The following is a 17,652-nucleotide window of genomic DNA, read 5'->3' on the forward strand; positions in this document are numbered from 1 at the left end:
TTCATGCTCGATTTGACCACGTCCCTCCCAACCCCGATCACAGACACCGAAATCGATGCGGCGCTGGCCGTGGCCGTCGCACAGGTCAGGCGCAACCTGCCGCAATTTACCTATGCGGCGCAGAACCATTCGAGCGTGAAGAATTTTTACCCCGCAGTCGCCAACGACCAATGGACCGCCGGTTTCTGGCCGGGCCAGATATGGCTCGCCTTCGAACATACCGGCGATAAGACCTTTCAGCATGCGGCGCAAATTCAGGTGCAGAGCTTCCTATACCGTATCGAAAACCGCATCGAGACCGACCATCACGATATGGGCTTTCTCTATTCGCCCTCCTGCATCGCCGCATGGAAACTGGTGGGCGATGAGGATGGAAGACGCGCGGCGCTGATGGCGGCGGACCAGTTGATGGAGCGGTTCCAGCCGGTCGGGCAATTCATCCAGGCCTGGGGCCGCAGGAACAATCCCAACGAATATCGCTATATCATCGACTGCCTTTTGAACCTGCCGCTGCTCTATTGGGCAAGCCGCGAAACGGGCCGGGAAGACTACCGCACCGTGGCGCTTGCCCATGCCCGCACCACGCTTGCCCATTCCGTCCGGCCGGACGATTCCACCTATCATACATTTTACATGGACCCGGAGACCGGCGCGCCGGTGCGCGGCGTCACAAAACAGGGTTACAGCGATGAGAGCTACTGGGCCCGCGGACAGGCCTGGGGCATTGCCGGCATGGCCATTTCCTATCGATATGAGCGCCTGCCCGCCTATCGCGACACCTTCGAGCGGCTTCTCGCCTTCTATCTCAAACGCCTGCCCGACGATCTCGTACCCTATTGGGACCTGATTTTTGCGGATGGCGATGGCGAACCGCGCGACAGCTCGGCGGCGGCCATCGTCGCCTGTGGCCTCCTGGAAATGGCGGAGCTGGAGACGCCGGAAAAGGCCGCGGAATATCGCGATCTGGCAAGGCGCATGGTGAAAAGCCTCGCCGACATCTATTCGGTTCGCGATCCCGCGATCTCCAACGGGCAGCTTCTGCACGGCACCTATTCCAAGAAGACCCCCCATAATACCTGCCGGGGCGAAGGCGTCGACGAGTGCGTCTCCTGGGGCGATTATTATTATCTGGAAGCGCTGATCCGGCTTTCGCGCAACTGGTCTTCCTATTGGTGAGCGCGAGGAACAGATGGCTAGCATTTCCCTGAAAAAACTCAACAAGACCTTCGGCGCGCTCAAGGTCGTTCACGATATCGATCTGGATATTGCCGACAAGGAATTCATCATTCTGGTCGGCCCTTCCGGATGCGGAAAATCCACGACGCTCAGGATGATCGCCGGGCTGGAGGAAATCTCCGGCGGCGAATTGCGCATCGGCGAGGACGTGATGAACGATGTGCCCTCCAAGGATCGCGACATCGCCATGGTGTTCCAGAACTATGCGCTATACCCGCACATGACGGTTTACAAGAACATGGCCTTCGGTCTGGAACTCAGAAAGGCGCCGCGCGATCTCATCGACACCAAGGTCAAGGATGCGGCGAAAATTCTCGCATCACCCATCTCTTGAACCGCAAGCCGAAAGCGCTCTCCGGCGGCCAGCGCCAGCGTGTCGCGCTCGGCCGGGCCATGGTGCGCAACCCGGAAGTCTTCCTGCTCGATGAGCCGCTTTCCAATCTCGACGCCAAGCTGCGCGGCACGATGCGTTCGGAAATCTCCAAGCTCCACAAGCGGCTGGACGCCACCTTCATTTATGTCACCCACGATCAGGTGGAAGCCATGACCATGGCGGACCGCATCGTGGTGATGAAGGACGGGCATATCCAGCAGGTGGATACGCCGCAAAATCTTTACGACCGGCCGATCAACATGTTCGTCGCGGGTTTCATCGGCGCGCCGCAGATGAACATGCTGCCAGTCACGCTGCGCCGCGACGGCGACCGCTTCATCGCCCTGTTCGACGGCAATCCGCTGCCTCTGCCGGCAGGCATCGCTACCGCACGCCTGCTCCCCCATGAAGGAAAGGACATCGTTCTCGGCATCCGGCCGGAAAATTTCCACGAATTCGCCCCGGCGGATATCGATGCCACCAATGTCGCACCCTTCCGGGCGACGGTGGAACTGGCGGAGCCGATGGGATCGGAAGTGCATCTCAACCTCGTCTCCGGCGGCAGAAACCTCGTCGCACGCGTCTCACCGCGTTTCAGGGCGAAGATCGGCGATCCCGTCGAACTGGTGGCCGATCTGACGAATGCACAGCTTTTCGATCCCGCCACCGAGCGATCGATCCTTTATTGAGGCGACGGGGAGAAACGCGATGCAATGGCTGCAAGGGTTATGGACGAAGGAAGGGGCCGGGATCGACAAGAACGCCCCGCCGCTGACCGGTCTTGCCCTGTTCCTCGATATCATCAAGCGCGAATGGTGGGAGATGGTGAAGCTCAACCTCCTCTTCATCATCGCCAGCCTGCCGGTGGTGACGATGCCGGCGGCGATGCTGGCCATGGCCCGTGTCTCTATTTCCTTCGCAAATGACGAGAATACCTATCTGCTGCGCGACTTTCTCGAGGCCTTGCGAAAATTCGCCCTGCGCGGCACCGCGCTTGTGGTTTTAAGCGCCCTGCTGGTGAGCGCCGGTGTTTACGCGACTGTCAGCTATGCCGGGGCCACCCGGCTTCAACTCGCCTATAGCCTGCCTTTTGCGATCAGCCTTGCAGTAACAATATTCCTCATCCTCCTCAGTGCCTATGCCAGCGTTGTTCTGGCCAAGCGGGACCTGCCGCTTTCGGAAACCCTGCGGCAGGCGGCGTTTCTGGCGCTCACCAGGCCATTGCCGATGCTTGCTGCGCTCGGCTTCGTCGCAGCGCTCTGGCTCGCGCATATCCTATTTTATCCGGTGTCGGTGTTCATGCCGGCCACCATCAATTTTTCGCTCGGCATGTTCGCCCTCTGTTTCGCAGCGAGAAACGCCGCCGCAAAAACACGCGCGCGGATGCCTGAACCGGCGGGGAGCGGCGCCTAAGACAGACTAAAATCAAACGACATCAGTCAGGGAAGGAGAAACGGGCTATGGAGTTTAAGACAACCAGACGTGCATTCGCTCTCGCAACCGCCGGTCTCGGCATTGCCGTGGGCATGGGAGGAACGGCGTTCGCTGCGGGCGATGCGCCCGTCACGCTGAAATGGGCGCTGTGGGATCTGGACAAGGGCGCTTATTTCAAGCCCTTGATGGAGGCCTACAAGCAGAAGCATCCGAATGTGACGTTCGAGGTGGTCGACCTCGGCTCGCAGGATTATACGCAGATGATATCCACGCAGCTCACCGGCGGCTCCAAGGATATCGATGTCGTCACCATCAAGGATGTGCCCGGCTACGCCAATCTGGTACGCGCCGGCAACATCACCGATCTCAGCGGCTTCATCAAGGACCAGAAGATCGAGACGGCCCCCTATGGCGGCCTGATCGAGGAGCTGACCATCGACGGCAAGATTTACGCCCTGCCGTTCCGCTCGGATTTCTGGGTGGTCTATTACAACAAGGATATTTTCGACAAGGCCGGCGTGCCTTACCCCACCAACGACATGAGCTGGGCGCAGTTCGATGAGATCGCCGGCAAGCTGAAGGGCGGCATGGGCGCCAACCGCACCTATGGCGCGCTGCTGCACACCTGGCGTTCGACGGTGCAGCTGCCCGGTATTCAGGATGGCAAGCACACGCTGGTGGACGGCAATTATGAATTCCTGAAACCCTGGTATGAGCGTGCGCTTGCCCTGCAGAAGAGCGGCGCGATACCGTCCTACGCCTCGCTGAAAACCTCGAACACCCATTATTCCGCTCTGTTCTTCAACGGAACGATCGGCATGTTGCCCATGGGCACATGGTTTGTCGGCACCCAGATCGCCAAGGTGAAATCCGGCGAGTCGAAAAGCGTCAATTGGGGCATCGTGAAATTCCCCCATCCGGATGGTGTGGCGGCAGGCGCGACGGCCGCGCAGATTGCCGGATTGTCGGTCAACGCCAATTCCGGCCACAAGGAAGCGGCGCTGGACTTCATCCACTTCGTTACCGGACCTGAGGGTGCGGCGATCATCGCCTCCACCGGCACTTTCCCTGCACTCAGAACCGATGATGTGGCCGAGAAGATCGCAGCGCTGCCGGGCTTCCCGCAGGACCAGAACAGCAAGGACGCGCTGCAGGCGGGCAAGGCCTATCTGGAAATGGCGGTCAACCCGAATGCGGCCAAGATCGAAGTCGTCCTGAACCGCGTGCATGACGCGCTGATGACCGACAATATCTCCATCGATGACGGCATCAAGGACATGAATGACGGCGTCAAGGCCATCAAATAATTGCCACAGGGCCGCTGGCGATGAGCCTGCGGCCCTTTCCTAGATCATGAATTCCGGACATTCGTAACCGTGCCTCACGAGACCGCCACAGCCAATCCGCTCTTTCACAATCCGCTTCTCGGCAGGGACGATCTCGCAAAGGCGGTGATCGATCTCTTCAACCCGCTGCTTGCCTGTTTTTCACCGGGCGGCGCGCGGGTGCGGCTCGGAGCAACGGGGGCGATTTTCGATTTTCCTGCGGCGGAACTGGAAGGTTTTGCCCGGCCATTATGGGGCATCGTTCCACTTGCCGCCGGCGGTTATAACTTTCCCCACTGGGATCTCTACAGACGTGGACTGGCCAATGGCGCCAACCCCGCCCACCCCGAATATTGGGGCGACACGGCTGATCGGCACCAGCGGCTGGTCGAACTGGCGGCGATAGGATTTGCGCTCGCCATGGTTCCCGAACATATCTGGGAGCCGCTTGCCGAAACGGACAGGCAGGCTGTCGCCGCCTATCTTCTGGCTGCCCGCGAGCGGGAATTCGTCGACAATAACTGGAAATTCTTCCGCGTTCTGATCGATCTTGGGCTGGAGCGGGTCGGCTTGGAATTCGACCGGACCAAGACCCAAACCTATCTCGATGAACTCGAGGCTTTCGATATCGGCAACGGCTGGTATAGGGACGGGCCGGTGCGCCGGGTCGATCACTACATTCCCTTCGCCATGCATTTTTACGGCCTGATCTATACGGTGCTGGCGAAAGGTGATGACACGCGAAAAACACGCTTGCTCGAACGCTCCCGCATTTTCACCCGTGACATACGCCACTGGTTCGGGCCCGATGGGGCATCGCTCGCCTTCGGACGCAGCCAGACCTACCGTTTTGCGGCGGGCGGTTTCTGGGGCGCTCTTGCCTTTTCCGGTCTGGAAGCGCTGCCGTGGCCGGAGATCAAGGGCTATTACATGCGCCATATCCGCTGGTGGTCGAAGCAGCCGATCGCGGACCGCGACGGCGTCCTGTCGGTCGGATACGCCTATCCAAACCTTCTGATGAGCGAGAGCTACAATTCTCCCTGCTCGCCCTATTGGGCGCTCAAATTTTTCCTGCCGCTGGCGCTGCCCGCCGATCACCCGTTCTGGACTGCGGAGGAGGCCGAACCGCAGGACTTTACCCAACCGGTTCCCTTGGCGGAGCCTGGCATGGTGGCCTTTCATACGCCGGGCAATATCGTGGTCCTGTCCTCCGGTCAGCAGCACGACAGGATGCGCGGCGCGCAGGAAAAATATTCGAAATTCGTCTATTCCACCCGTTATGCCTTCAATGTCGAGGCGGATGACCGGCATTTCGCCGCCGCGAGTTTCGATGGCATGCTCGGCCTTTCCGACGACGGCGTGCACTTCCGCACCCGCGAGACGATGGGAGAGGCGTTGATCGCCAAAGACTGCCTCTATTCCCGCTGGCGACCATGGGCGGATGTCGAGATCGAGACCTGGCTCGTGCCGCAAAACCCTTGGCACATAAGGCTGCACCGCATCCGCGCCCCGCGCCCGCTGCAAACGTCGGAAGGCGGATTCGCCATAGAACGCGCCGATTTCAACCGCGACCGCACCGAGGCAGTAGAAGGTCGCGCCGTCTGTTACGGACAGACTGACACCAGCCTCATCGCCGATCTTTCGGCTGGCATTCAGCGCGAAGGCGTGTGCCATCAGGCAATCGCCAATACCAACCTCATTCACGCCAGAACCCTTGTTCCGCAATTGCGCGGCACCATCGCCTCCGGCGAAACGCTGCTGGTGACGGCGGCCATGGCACTGCCAACCGGCAAAGAAGCAGAGGCAGCATTGGCTGCCCTCCCCGAGAGTCCCGATCTCCCGAGGCTGGAAGAGATGTTCAAACGGGAGGGGCGGCGCGTTCCCGCCTATGCTCTCGATGAAAACCGCGCAGGCTGACGGAGATGACCGACGACGCACCGGGTGTTTCCCAGAGACCGGATCGGCTGAACATCCTGACCTGGGAGCGGAAGCAGGAGGATATCGACAGCCCCGACCATCAGGCGCGGTTACGCGGCCTTGAGCGCTCTGCCAACACCGTTTTCGGGCAGGGCGTCTACATCGCCGCCAGGGCCGAGGTGCATACGGATAGACTCCTTATGGGTGCGCAGTCCTGGATCGCCGGTTACGCAATCGTGCGCGGCGATATCGAACTCGGCGAAAATGTCTCGATCAACCCCTATGCCTGTCTGTCCGGCAGGGTGAAGATCGGCAATGGCGTTCGCATTGCCTCACATGTCAGCATCGTCGGCTTCAACCATGGCTTCGACGACATTGAAACTCCGATCTATCGCCAACCGCTGACCTCGCTCGGGATAGAGATCGGCGACGACGTCTGGATCGGCGCCAATGCGGTTGTGCTGGATGGCGTGAAGATAGGGTGCGGCGCAATTATTGCCGCAGGCGCGGTGGTGGCGAAGGACATTCCCGCCATGGCCATTGCAGGCGGCGTTCCCGCCCGGGTTCTGCGATATCGCGGAGAAAAAGCGGCCGCGCCGAAGCTGATGGAACCCGATGGCCTGCTGCAAGAACTCGGCAAGGAGATTGCCGACGACTGGCTTGCCGCCATCCGCTCCTATGGCGAGGATGGCATCTATCGTTCCGCCGATGCATCCGGACGTGAGGTCGAAAGCGTCAGGCATCTGTGCGATGCCATCGAGATCGCAGCAGCCTTCGGACAGGAAAAGATCGCTTTCGATGCCGGAAAAACCGTGGCCAACCTTCAGGCCCTGCAGGATCGGGAAACGGGGCTGTTTCTTAACCGTCACCACCGCCCCTCGACGCCTCTCGAGAAGGACCCTGCCGTCCTCTATAATATTCTGGCTGTCGGATATGGACTTGAATGTTTCGGTGCTACGCCGAAACAGCCGATCGCTTTCGTTGAGCGTCTGCGCACCGACGAACTCATCCTCCTGCTGGAAGAATTGCCATGGCAAAGCCGGGCATGGCATTGCGGCGCCACCATAGACGCCATTGCCACCGCGCTTTATTTCAACAGGCGCTATTTCACATCCGGCGACAACCTCACCGTTCTCTTCGGCTGGCTGGCGATGAATGTGGATAAAACCACCGGGCTTTGGGGTGAACCGACTTCCGCACAGGGCCTGCTGCAACCGGTCAACGGCTTTTACCGGCTTACCCGCGGCTCTTACGCACAGTTCGGCCTGCCCGTTCCCTATCCGGAAGCAGCAATAGACTCCGTTATCGCCAACTATCGTGCCTATGGCGGTTTCCATGGCGAGGATTTTAATGCCTGCAACCTGCTCGATACGATCCATCCGCTTCTTCTGTGCCTGAAACAGACGGATCACCGGCAGGACGAGGCGAAGGAAATCGCCCGCGAAATTCTGCGCCGAAATGAGGGACGCTGGCAAAGGAACAGGGGATTTGCCTTTGCCGAGGGGCATCCGGCCGGGCTGCAGGGCACGGAAATGTGGATGTCGGTTCTCTGGCTTTCAGCGAAGCTTCTCGGTGCGGAACATCTCCTGCCGTTCCGACCTCGCGGCATCCATCGCTTCGAGCCTGCGGAAATCGTCCGTGGCCTGATTGCCCGCTATAAATCTCCGGTATAGGTTTCCGACACTCTTTTGAAAGCTTTCAAACCGGACCGGTCGAGTAAAAGATGCAACTCAAAGACTGCTATAATTTCCACGATTTTCGCCGCATGGCCAAACAGCGTCTGCCCGGACCGATCTTCAATTATATAGATGGCGCTGCCGATGACGAGGTGACGTATCGGCGAAACACGGCCGCCTTCGAAAAATGCGATCTCGTTCCCGATGTGCTGCGGGGCGTGGCCGATGTGGATATGTCGGTCACCGTCATGGGGCAGAAGCTGTCCATGCCGGTCTATTGTTCGCCGACGGCGCTGCAACGCCTCTTCCACCATCAGGGGGAACGGGCGGTTGCGGCAGCGGCGGGGAAATACGGCACGATGTTCGGCGTCTCCTCGCTCGGCACCACGAGCCTTGAAGAAGCCCGCCGGATCAGCGGCGGCCCGCAGGTCTATCAGTTCTATTTCCATAAGGACCGCGGCCTCAACCGCGATATGATGGCGCGCGCCAAGAGCGCCGGCGTCGAGACGATGATGCTGACGGTGGACAGTATTACCGGCGGCAACCGCGAGCGCGACAAGCGCACCGGCTTTGCCATTCCGTTCAAGCTCAATCTTTCCGGCATCGCGCAATTCGCCATCAAGCCGGCCTGGGGCATCAATTACCTGACGCATGAGCGCTTCAGCCTGCCGCAGCTCGACGACCACATTAAAATGGACGGCGGCGCTCTTTCCATCAGCCGCTATTTCACCGACATGCTCGACCCTTCGATGAACTGGGACGACGTGGCGCAGATGGTGCGCGAATGGGGCGGGCCGTTCTGCCTAAAAGGCATCATGTCGGTGGACGACGCCAGACGCGCCGTGGAGATCGGCTGCAGCGGCATCGTGCTTTCCAATCACGGCGGGCGCCAGCTCGATGGCTCCCGCAGCGCCTTCGATCAGCTGGCCGAGATCGTCGATGCGGTCGGCGACCGGATCGATGTGATGATGGATGGCGGCGTGCAGCGCGGCACCCATGTTCTGAAAGCACTGTCCCTCGGTGCAAAAGCCGTGGGGCTCGGCCGCTATTACCTTTTCCCCCTGGCTGCTGCCGGGCAACCGGGCGTCGAACGGGCGCTTGAGCTGATGCGCATCGAAATCGAGCGCGGAATGAAGCTGATGGGCTGCACCTCCGTCGATCAGCTCACACGCCGGAACCTTCGGTTCCGTTGAACAAGCGGGACGATTGCGGAAGAACTAGGGCGGAGCGCGGTCACAACCGACTACTGAAACCGCACGCCATTTCAGCCGCGTTTCGCCGCTGCTCCTGAAGCGCCATGCCAATGTTCCAGACGAGCGCCAGGCAAACAAGTCCACAAAAGCAGGCTGAAATCAGCGAGCGATGGCGCTTGGCTCCGGAGAGAAACATCCAGCCGATAATTGCATAGGCCGCAAGCGCCGGCACGGCGGCAATCAGAACGGATATGGGGCCATCGCAATCGACGGCCTCGACGCCGATGGCGCGATATTCGTTCGGGGTTGCCACCAGGCCGAGGACGGCCACGGGAAACATGGCCGCTAAAACCGCGTAACGGAAAAATCGGGGCGTGTCGGGCATGCCTGCTCCATAGCCGGATAATCAACTGCCGCAAACGGCGCAGGTAAAGTCCCGCCGCGCGATCTCAGCGAATATCCATCTTGCCGATAATATCGGTTTAGCCGCCATTGTCGGCGACCGGAAGAGCAGATTGCCCGCTTTTGCTGAGAAAGCCAGCCTTTTACGTCGGGGGCGATCTTGGCAAGTCAGGCTGAATATGATTATGGTTGCACGATGCAACCATAATGGATTGAACGTGCCCCAACAGCCCTTCCCCATAAACGATATCCGTTCCACCTCCCGCCGGCTCGTCCGCGAACTCGGCTTCATGGGGGGAGACTTTGCCGGCACCGATCTGCCGCCCTCCGCCGTGCATGCCCTGATCGAGATTGAGGCGCGCCCCGACATCACGGCGCGGGATCTGGGAAAACTTCTGCGGCTTGAAAAATCGAGTGTCAGCCGCATGCTACGCAAGCTCGTCCTGTCGGGCGATGTTCGCGAAGAAACGGATGAAGGGGACAGCCGCATCAAGCGGCTGCGTCTTACGGGTCAGGGACAAGAACAGGTGGGCGCCATTCATGGCTTCGCGAACCGGCAGGTCTCCGACGCCCTGACGCAGCTTACGTCAGCGGATGCCCACACGATCCTCCAGGGGCTTCGTCTTTACGCCGATGCGCTGGGAGACAGGACCGATGCCGTTGCTCCCTCCATAGAGATCCTGGAGGGATATAGGCCGGGCATCATTGCCCGGATCACGCAGATGCATGCGCTCTATTACGCCCGGACATCCGGCTTCGGCCAGCGTTTCGAATCCGTCGTGGCCGAAGGCCTCGCGGCTTTTTGCAACCGGCTCGAAAGCCCGAAGAATGCGATCTGGGTCGCAATGCGCGGACAGGAGATCATCGGCTCCGTCGCTATCGATGGCGAAGATCTCGGCGCGGATATTGCGCATCTGCGCTGGTTCATCGTTGATGACGGCGTGCGCGGTGGCGGTGTCGGACGCAGGCTGCTGGAAACCGCACTGGCCTTCGTCGATGAAAAAGGCTTTGCCGAAACCCATCTCTGGACATTCAACGGCCTCTTGGCCGCACGGCACCTTTACGAAGCCCATGGCTTCAAATGCGTCGAGGAACATCCGGGCAGCCAGTGGGGAAGCGAGGTTCTGGAACAGCGCTTTGTCCGCTCACGGCCCGAATGATCTTTCAACCACATATAAACGGCCGCAATCGGAATCTTCCTGCGGCCGTTTCGAAATCAGGCACCGGCACCCGTTAAAAGGCGAGTTGAACCTTCATCGACCTGCTTCGGTCGCCGGCGGCTTCGAATGCCGCAACCGCCTCTTCCAGCGGAAAGGTTCCAGTCAGCAGGGGCTTCAGGTCGACACGGCGCTGGTTGATGAAATCGACGGCAAGTCCGAATTCCTCATGGAACCGGAAGGTGCCCTTCATCTCGATTTCCTTGGCAACCACCATATTCTGCGGAATGGACACATCGCCGCCCAGACCAAGCTGCACCACCGTGGAGCGCGGTTTCAGCGCTTCAAGACCCGAACGGACCGCTCTTTCATTGCCAGACGCCTCGAATTGCACATCGAAATAGCCCTTGTTTGCCGAATAGGCGGAGAGCGCATCCGGATCGCTGGCGACATTGATGACACGGTCGGCGCCGATGGCGAGCGCCTTTTGCAGAACCGCATCCATGACATCGGTTGCGACGATTTCCCGGGCGCCATGGGCGCGGGCGGCGATGATAGCAAGCGCACCGATCGGCCCACAGCCGGTGACCAGAACGCGCTTGTCGGTCAAGGCACCGGCGCGATTGACGCCATGCAGCGTTACCGCGAAGGGTTCGGCCATGGCCGCTTCATGAATGGAGATTCCATCCCGCACCTTGTGGCACTGATATGCCTCGGCGACGAGACGCTGACGAAACGCGCCCTGAATATGCGGCATGGGCATGGCGGAACCATAAAAGCGCATGTTCAGGCACTGGTTCTGCTGGCCCTTCAGGCAGAATTCGCAATGGTTGCAGGGCCGGCTCGGCGATACGGCAACGCGGTCGCCAACGGCGAGGCCGGAGACACCTTCTCCCAGCGCCTTGATGGTGCCGGCCACTTCATGGCCGAGGATCATCGGCTCCCGCACCCGCACAGTGCCGAAGCCGCCATGATTGTAATAATGCAGGTCGGAGCCGCAGATGCCACCCGCTTCGATGGCCACCTCGACCTGCCCCGGACCGGGCTGCTCTGTCTCCCGTTCCTCGATCCGCAGATCCTTCGCCGCGTGGATGACAACCGCTTTCATAGTCTCTCCTCCCATAAGGCTCACACGGCGGCAGTCGCCGCCGTTGCCCATTGTCCGGACTTGTCTCAGATATCGACCACGAGGCCCTTGGCTTTCAGAACCGGCTCGAGCTTGCTGACCTCGATCACCGACTTGCCCTGCTTGTAGGCTTCGATGTAGCCGGCCTCGGCATCTTCGCGGGCCTGCGAAAGCTTGGCCGCTTCCTGCGCTTCCTCGCGTCTGACGACGACGAGACCGTCGGCGTCGCCGACGATGATATCGCCCGGATTGATGATCTCGCCGCCGACGATCACCTGATCGTTGACCGCGGCAATGGTCTCCTTGACCGTGCCCTTGATGCAGACGCTGAGCGAGAAGACCGGGAAGCCGAGGTCCCGCAGCTGCAGCGTATCGCGCACGCCGGTATCCGTCACCAGGCCGCCGATGCCTTTTGCGAGGCAGGCATTGGCGAGCACGTCGCCGAAGGAACCGGCTTCTTCATATTCGCCGGCGGAAACGACGATGATATCGCCCGGCTTGGCATAGTTGATGGCCAGCTGCAGCATGATGTTGTCGCGCGGTGCGCATTTGACCGTGAAGGCCGGGCCGCAGAGCTTCATGCGATAATCGACCGGCTTCAGCCGCGAAGACAATGCGCCGCGGCGTCCCTGCGCCTCATGGATCGTGGCGGGAGAAAATTTGGCAAGGGCGTCGACATCCGCCTTGGCCGGACGCTGCGCGATATCTTTAATGTGGATCATGAAAACCTCCCACGTTGAAGCTGTCGGCGAGAGCGTCTCGCCGACCGATAGTGTTGAAGAGTTGAAAATTGGCCGAGGCTGAGCCGAAGCTCAGGGGATCGGGTCGAACTTCAGTTCGGACAGAGGCACGACCTTGTCGGTGCGCGTCATCTTGTATTCGGTGTTCGGGCCAAGCCACTTGTCCCAGATGCGGTTGATTTCGCCATCCGCATCGAGCTTACGCAGGATTTCGTTGATCTTCGCGGTGAGCGCCGGGTTGTCCTTGGCCATGCCGATGCCGATGGGCTGGAAGAGCATCGGCTCTTCGATCATGCGCATCTGCTTGCCCTTGGTCTTGGATTCATTGACGAACTTGGTCATCGTCATGGTGTTTCCGACGATGCCGCGCGCCTTGCCCTGCTGGACGGCGAGATAGGCGGATGCCGTATCCTGGAACGTCAGCGGCTCGGACTTGTTGAGCTTGACGGAGAGTTCCGATGTCGAGCCCTTGCTGGACGCGATGCGCTGGCCGACGAAATCGGACTTCTTGGTGCCGGGATCATCGACCGGAACGATCAGCATTTCCTTAGCCAGGTAATATGGGTCGCTGAACTGGATCTGTTCGGCGCGGCTCTGGGTGTAAGCGAGGTTGGCGACCGAAAGATCGACGCGGCCGAGCTTGACTTCGGGAACGCGCGCTTCGACCGACACCGGCTTGATCTCGGCCTTGACGCCGAGTTCCTTGGCGATGGCGCCGCACAGATCGACATCGAAGCCGGCCATTTCGCGCGTCTTCGGATCCGGCGAGGCGAAAGGCGGCACATCGGCGAATGTCGCGCAACGCAGCGTCTTGTTCGCAATGATCGTATCGAGCTGGTCGGCCTTGGCCGGAATGACCGCAGCCGAGGTTGCCAATATGGCGGTAAGAGTAATGCACTTCCAGTTCATTTCAGTTCTCCCGTTATTATAGAGGTTGGGTCTAGTGTCTCAAATCGGCAAGAAACCGCTGGGCACGCGGATGTTGCGGATTTTTGAAAAACTCGTCCGGTTTTGCGGTTTCGAGAATGCGCCCTGCATCGATGAACCAGATGCGGTCGGCCACTTCACGGGCAAAGCCCATTTCATGGGTGACGCAGAGCATGGTCATGCCTTCGGCGGCGAGGCTCTTCATGACCGCGAGCACTTCGCCGACCATTTCCGGATCGAGCGCTGAGGTCGGCTCGTCGAACAGCATGACCGGCGGTTCCATGGCGAGCGCCCGCGCGATGGCGACGCGCTGCTGCTGACCGCCGGAAAGCTGGGCGGGATAGGAACCTGCCTTGTCGGCAAGGCCGACGCGGTCGAGAAGCTTCAGCGCCTTGTCATGGGCGACGGCGGGAGCAATGCCCTTCACCCGGATCGGCGACATGGAGACATTTTCCACCACCGAAAGATGCGGGAAGAGGTTGAAGCTCTGGAAGACGAACCCGACCCGGCTGCGCAGCGCATTCAGCTCCTTTGCGCGCATCTGGGCATGGATGTTCCTGCCATCCAGCATGATCGACCCGCTGCTGATCTCTTCCAGACGGTTGATCGTGCGGATGAGGGTGGACTTGCCGGAGCCCGACGGCCCGCAGATGACCACGACCTCGCCACGGGTGACGTTTTCGTTGACATCCTTGAGCACCTGATAATCGCCATAGCTTTTGCAGACCTGCGAAAGCGTGATGGTGTAGTCCTGAGTGGCGGAAACTGGCGCGGTCATAGCTGCTCCGTAACGATATTGGCGGGGGCCGGTGCCGTGTCTGCGGCAAGCTTGCCGCGCGGACCGGCCCGGCGGCGGGCGATACGCCGCTCGAGAAGATTGGCGACATGGGTGAGCGACCAGCAGATGATGTAATAAACCAGCGCCAGAATGAGGAAGACCTGGAAGGGCTGGGTCAAAAGCTGGTTGTTCACCTGGTTTGCCGCGAAGGTCAGATCCGGCACATTGATGACGTAACCGAGCGTCGTATCCTTGATGGTGGATACGAAAGTCGAGATCAGGCTCGGGATCATGTTGTAGAGCGCCTGCGGCAGGATGACATAACGCATCGCACCGAAGTAACCGTGGCCAAGCGCCCGTGCTGCATCCATCTGCCCCGTGCCCAGCGATACGATGCCGGCGCGGACGACTTCGCTCATGAAAGCACCCTGATAGATGACGAGCGTGGTCAGCATCGTCACGAAGCTCGGCACATCGGCGCCGGTCCAGAGCGGAACGAGGAAGTAGCTCCAGAGAATGAGCATCAGCAGCGGCACGCCACGGGTGAAATACACCACGGCGGTCACCGGCCAGCGCAGGGCCCGCCATTTCGACAGCCGCGCCAGCGCCATCAGGATGCTGACGGGAAAGGCAAGCGCGATGCTGAGCGCCGACAGGATGAGCGTGTTGGCAAGGCCGCCGAGCGGACCGTTGGGATATTGGCCGATCAGGAGCAGCAGCCAGTAATCCTGAATGATTGCGATCATGTCGTGGATCATGCCCGCGCCCTCCGGAGAGGATCGGCACGCATGGAGATATAGGCTCCAAGACCCATGATCAGCAGCGAGAAGAACAGATAAAGCACGGTGGCGACCAGATAGACCTCAAACGTCCGGAAACTCAGATTTTCGACTTCCTTGACCGCATGGGTCAGTTCCGGTGCGCCGATCAGAACGCCGAGACTGCTGTTCTTGAAAAGCGAGGTACTGTGGTTGATGAGCGGCGGCAGCGCATTGCGAACGCCCTGCGGCATGATGACGAAGCGCATGGCCGAGACATAGCTATGCCCGAGCGCACGCGCCGCCTCCATCTGGCCGGGATTGATGGAGCGAACGCCCGAACGCAGATCTTCGCTGAAATAGGCGGCCTGACAGAGACCGAGGCCGACAATGGCGAAGATCGCTTCCGCATTATGGCTGGAAAGCCAGCTGGCCAGCCCGCTCGGCAGCAGCGTGAAGACGCCGAAATACCAGAGCATCAGCTGCACCAGCGTCGGCACGTTGCGGTGATAGGACACATAGGCCGCCACCAGCGGATCGCCGAAGCGGAAGGGCGAGAGGCGGATGGCGAGAAGCACGATGGCGAGCGACATGGCGAGCAGCCACGAGCCGGCATAGATGATGAACGTCATCTGGATGCCATGCAAAAGCATCGAGACATAGTCCGCATTGTTCAAGATTGCGCCGAGGTCAAAACCGCTCACGCGACTTTTCCTCCGGCTCCGCCCGCCGCGACCTTTTCAGCCGGCCGATTTTCAACCGTTTGGGGCTTGGCCGTCTGCAGCCCGCCCATGACCTGAAGCGTCGGGGTAATTTCCATGTGGCCGATATTCATGGCCACGGGTGCGGCGATGGCAAAGGCAATCGCATCGGCGATATCGGACGCCTGCGGCAGTTCGAAACCATCGATGAAACGTTCGCGAATGCTCGGATCGTCGCCGTGCACATGGTTGAAAATATCAGTCGCGACGCGGCCGGGGCAGATTTCCGTCACCCGCACGCGTTTACCGAAAGCATCGATACGCAGCTGGTTGGACAGCATCGCCACGCCGGCCTTGCTGGCATGATAGGTGGAATTGCCGCCGAAATTGTAATTGCCGGCAATGGAGGAGATGTTGATGACATGGCCGCGATCGCGCGCCACCATGCCCGGCACCACCATACGGCACAGATGCAGCACGGCGCGCAGGTTCACGTCGATCAGGAGATCGATATCGCTCTCATCCGCTTCCAGAAACTTCTTCGGGCGGTCGACGCCGGCATTGTTCACGAGGACATCGAACGCAACTTCGCTCGTCAGCTTTGCAAGCGCCGGCCGGTCCGTCACATCGATGGCATGTGCGAAGCAGCCCGTACGCTTCGCCAGCTTGTTGAGAGCGTCCGCGCTTCTGGCAACCGCATGCACTTCCAGCCCTTCGCGGCAAAGGCGCTCCACGACGGCGGCGCCAATTCCGGAAGATGCGCCGGTTACGAGTGCGGTCTTGTAGTCTGAGAATGGCATGTTTGTCCCCTATCGTTGAGCAAACATTAGTGAAGCTTTCATCGCTTGCCTAAGACCGATTTTTTTTGGAGTAATAAGCAACTTGTATGGATGGCGATTGCACCACTTTCAGCGATGCGGCAATCCGGCCGGCGGGGCATGCATCCCCCTTGCCGGCCACCGGTACATTCTAGACCACAGCCGTCGGCAGGTCCTGTCCTGCGAAATGCGCATCCAGATTGGCGAGAACCAGAGCGCCCATCTGAAGCCGCGTCTCATGGGTCGCAGCGCCGATATGCGGGGCGAGAACGACATTGCGCATGCCGATCAGCGCTTCGGGAACATGCGGCTCGTTCTCGAAGACATCGAGCGCCGCACCCTTCAGCCCGCCTGCCACAAGAATATCGACCAGCGCCTTTTCATCCACCAGCGATCCTCTGGCGACATTGACGAGCACGCCATCCGGCCCCAGCGCCGCCAGCACCTCGCGGTTGATCGCGTGCCGGGTCTCCGGCGTCGCCGCCGCCGCGACGATCAGGACATCGCAGGCGCTTGCGAGCGACACTGCCGTTGAATGATAACCATAGGCCACGTCCTGTTTCCGCCGGCTGAAATAGGAAATCTCCGCATCGAAGGCTTCCAGCCGCGCCGCGATGGCGCGGCCTATACGGCCAAGCCCGTAGATCCCGTAACGCCGCCGCGAGGCCTTGTTGCCAAGCGGCATCTCGGCTTTTTTCCACTCCCCCGAGCGGACATGGTGATCCGCGCTGACGAGCTGGCGCAACAGCATGATGGAAAGGCCGATGGCGAGATCGGCGACGTCCTCGGTCAGCACGTCCGGCGTGTTCGTGACCCTGAAGCCACGCGCGCGCGCCTGATCGAGGTCGACCTTATCGAAACCGACGCCGTTGATGGCGACGATTTCGAGAGCGGGCAGGCAGGCGGCGAGATCAGGGGCAAGGCCGATATGACCGCCGGTGACGACAGCCTTTATCGAAGCCGCCTCCGCCTGCAGAAACGCCTGTTTGTCGGATATTTCGTGCCAGCGATGGACCCGGAAGCGCTTTTGCAGCTCGGCTTCTATCTGTGGCTGAAGCGGGTAGGTTTGCAGAAGATCGGGCTTCATGCGC

At 60.3% G+C, this 17,652-nt stretch carries 16 protein-coding genes and 1 pseudogene; 8 read left to right on the forward strand and 9 right to left on the reverse strand.

Annotation, left to right across the window (positions count from 1 at the left end):
- Positions 1 to 3: 3 nt before the first annotated feature.
- The 7 genes and pseudogenes from L901_RS14430 to L901_RS14460 all read left to right on the forward strand — a co-directional run bounded on the left by L901_RS14430 (position 4) and on the right by L901_RS14460 (position 9,154).
- On the forward strand, positions 4 to 1,176 hold the full coding sequence (locus L901_RS14430) for a glycoside hydrolase family 88 protein (protein WP_059757886.1): 1,173 nt from the start codon (positions 4 to 6) through the stop codon (positions 1,174 to 1,176).
- 13 nt (positions 1,177 to 1,189) lie between these two features.
- Positions 1,190 to 2,298: pseudogene (locus L901_RS14435) on the forward strand (ABC transporter ATP-binding protein).
- Between the two features lie 19 nt (positions 2,299 to 2,317).
- Positions 2,318 to 3,022 (forward strand): DUF624 domain-containing protein, encoded by a 705-nt coding sequence (locus tag L901_RS14440; RefSeq protein WP_059757890.1) that lies wholly within the window; start codon positions 2,318 to 2,320, stop codon positions 3,020 to 3,022.
- A gap of 47 nt (positions 3,023 to 3,069) precedes the next feature.
- Positions 3,070 to 4,350 carry an ABC transporter substrate-binding protein gene (locus L901_RS14445; protein ID WP_059757893.1) on the forward strand — a complete coding sequence of 427 codons (1,281 nt, stop codon included), beginning with the start codon at positions 3,070 to 3,072 and terminating at the stop codon, positions 4,348 to 4,350.
- 69 nt (positions 4,351 to 4,419) lie between these two features.
- Positions 4,420 to 6,285 (forward strand): DUF2264 domain-containing protein, encoded by a 1,866-nt coding sequence (locus tag L901_RS14450; protein WP_059757895.1) that lies wholly within the window; start codon positions 4,420 to 4,422, stop codon positions 6,283 to 6,285.
- Between the two features lie 5 nt (positions 6,286 to 6,290).
- Positions 6,291 to 7,958, forward strand: a complete 1,668-nt coding sequence (locus L901_RS14455) for an acyltransferase (protein WP_059757897.1) — start codon at positions 6,291 to 6,293, stop codon at positions 7,956 to 7,958.
- A 50-nt stretch (positions 7,959 to 8,008) separates the two neighbouring features.
- Positions 8,009 to 9,154 (forward strand): alpha-hydroxy acid oxidase, encoded by a 1,146-nt coding sequence (locus tag L901_RS14460; RefSeq protein ID WP_003519654.1) that lies wholly within the window; start codon positions 8,009 to 8,011, stop codon positions 9,152 to 9,154.
- A 40-nt stretch (positions 9,155 to 9,194) separates the two neighbouring features.
- On the opposite strand, the gene L901_RS14465 is transcribed toward L901_RS14460, so the two are convergent.
- The gene (locus L901_RS14465; protein WP_059757900.1) at positions 9,195 to 9,539 is read right to left on the reverse strand and encodes a hypothetical protein; all 345 of its coding nucleotides are present in this window, start codon (positions 9,537 to 9,539) and stop codon (positions 9,195 to 9,197) included.
- 235 nt (positions 9,540 to 9,774) lie between these two features.
- Here L901_RS14465 and L901_RS14470 point away from each other — a divergent pair, with 235 nt between their 5' ends.
- Positions 9,775 to 10,716, forward strand: a complete 942-nt coding sequence (locus L901_RS14470; protein WP_183044097.1) for a bifunctional helix-turn-helix transcriptional regulator/GNAT family N-acetyltransferase — start codon at positions 9,775 to 9,777, stop codon at positions 10,714 to 10,716.
- Between the two features lie 73 nt (positions 10,717 to 10,789).
- On the opposite strand, the gene L901_RS14475 is transcribed toward L901_RS14470, so the two are convergent.
- The 8 genes from L901_RS14475 to L901_RS14510 form a co-directional block, all read right to left on the reverse strand.
- Positions 10,790 to 11,821, reverse strand: a complete 1,032-nt coding sequence (locus L901_RS14475; protein WP_059757905.1) for an L-idonate 5-dehydrogenase — start codon at positions 11,819 to 11,821, stop codon at positions 10,790 to 10,792.
- A 65-nt stretch (positions 11,822 to 11,886) separates the two neighbouring features.
- Positions 11,887 to 12,561, reverse strand: coding sequence for a 4-carboxy-4-hydroxy-2-oxoadipate aldolase/oxaloacetate decarboxylase (locus L901_RS14480; protein WP_003519667.1), 675 nt, complete (start codon positions 12,559 to 12,561; stop codon positions 11,887 to 11,889).
- A gap of 90 nt (positions 12,562 to 12,651) precedes the next feature.
- Complete coding sequence (locus L901_RS14485) at positions 12,652 to 13,488, reverse strand: ABC transporter substrate-binding protein (protein WP_026363393.1); 837 nt, start codon at positions 13,486 to 13,488, stop codon at positions 12,652 to 12,654.
- Positions 13,489 to 13,519: 31 nt separating this feature from the next.
- Positions 13,520 to 14,284, reverse strand: coding sequence for an amino acid ABC transporter ATP-binding protein (locus L901_RS14490; protein ID WP_059757907.1), 765 nt, complete (start codon positions 14,282 to 14,284; stop codon positions 13,520 to 13,522).
- Entirely contained in the window at positions 14,281 to 15,042 is a 762-nt protein-coding gene (locus tag L901_RS14495; RefSeq protein ID WP_059757910.1) for an amino acid ABC transporter permease, read from the reverse strand. Before L901_RS14495 ends, L901_RS14490 begins: the two co-directional genes overlap by 4 nt.
- Positions 15,039 to 15,746, reverse strand: coding sequence for an amino acid ABC transporter permease (locus L901_RS14500; protein ID WP_059757913.1), 708 nt, complete (start codon positions 15,744 to 15,746; stop codon positions 15,039 to 15,041). The genes L901_RS14495 and L901_RS14500 overlap by 4 nt, the downstream gene beginning before the upstream one ends.
- Complete coding sequence (locus L901_RS14505; RefSeq protein ID WP_059757916.1) at positions 15,743 to 16,543, reverse strand: SDR family oxidoreductase; 801 nt, start codon at positions 16,541 to 16,543, stop codon at positions 15,743 to 15,745. The genes L901_RS14500 and L901_RS14505 overlap by 4 nt, the downstream gene beginning before the upstream one ends.
- Positions 16,544 to 16,712: 169 nt before the next feature.
- Positions 16,713 to 17,648, reverse strand: coding sequence for a 2-hydroxyacid dehydrogenase (locus tag L901_RS14510; protein WP_059757919.1), 936 nt, complete (start codon positions 17,646 to 17,648; stop codon positions 16,713 to 16,715).
- Between the last annotated feature and the right edge of the window lie 4 nt (positions 17,649 to 17,652).

Source organism: Agrobacterium sp. D14 (assembly GCF_001526505.1).
Classification (GTDB): domain Bacteria; phylum Pseudomonadota; class Alphaproteobacteria; order Rhizobiales; family Rhizobiaceae; genus Agrobacterium; species Agrobacterium leguminum.

Bases quoted from the DNA above. Each gene is read 5' to 3' on its own strand.
- L901_RS14430 (WP_059757886.1), top strand. From the start codon at position 4: ATGCTCGATTTGACCACGTCCCTCCCAACCCCGATCACAGACACCGAA.
- L901_RS14440 (WP_059757890.1), top strand. From the start codon at position 2,318: ATGCAATGGCTGCAAGGGTTATGGACGAAGGAAGGGGCCGGGATCGAC.
- L901_RS14445 (WP_059757893.1), top strand. From the start codon at position 3,070: ATGGAGTTTAAGACAACCAGACGTGCATTCGCTCTCGCAACCGCCGGT.
- L901_RS14455 (WP_059757897.1), top strand. From the start codon at position 6,291: ATGACCGACGACGCACCGGGTGTTTCCCAGAGACCGGATCGGCTGAAC.
- L901_RS14460 (WP_003519654.1), top strand. From the start codon at position 8,009: ATGCAACTCAAAGACTGCTATAATTTCCACGATTTTCGCCGCATGGCC.
- L901_RS14465 (WP_059757900.1), bottom strand. From the start codon at position 9,539: ATGCCCGACACGCCCCGATTTTTCCGTTACGCGGTTTTAGCGGCCATG.
- L901_RS14475 (WP_059757905.1), bottom strand. From the start codon at position 11,821: ATGAAAGCGGTTGTCATCCACGCGGCGAAGGATCTGCGGATCGAGGAA.
- L901_RS14480 (WP_003519667.1), bottom strand. From the start codon at position 12,561: ATGATCCACATTAAAGATATCGCGCAGCGTCCGGCCAAGGCGGATGTC.
- L901_RS14485 (WP_026363393.1), bottom strand. From the start codon at position 13,488: ATGAACTGGAAGTGCATTACTCTTACCGCCATATTGGCAACCTCGGCT.
- L901_RS14490 (WP_059757907.1), bottom strand. From the start codon at position 14,284: ATGACCGCGCCAGTTTCCGCCACTCAGGACTACACCATCACGCTTTCG.
- L901_RS14495 (WP_059757910.1), bottom strand. From the start codon at position 15,042: ATGATCCACGACATGATCGCAATCATTCAGGATTACTGGCTGCTGCTC.
- L901_RS14505 (WP_059757916.1), bottom strand. From the start codon at position 16,543: ATGCCATTCTCAGACTACAAGACCGCACTCGTAACCGGCGCATCTTCC.
- L901_RS14510 (WP_059757919.1), bottom strand. From the start codon at position 17,648: ATGAAGCCCGATCTTCTGCAAACCTACCCGCTTCAGCCACAGATAGAA.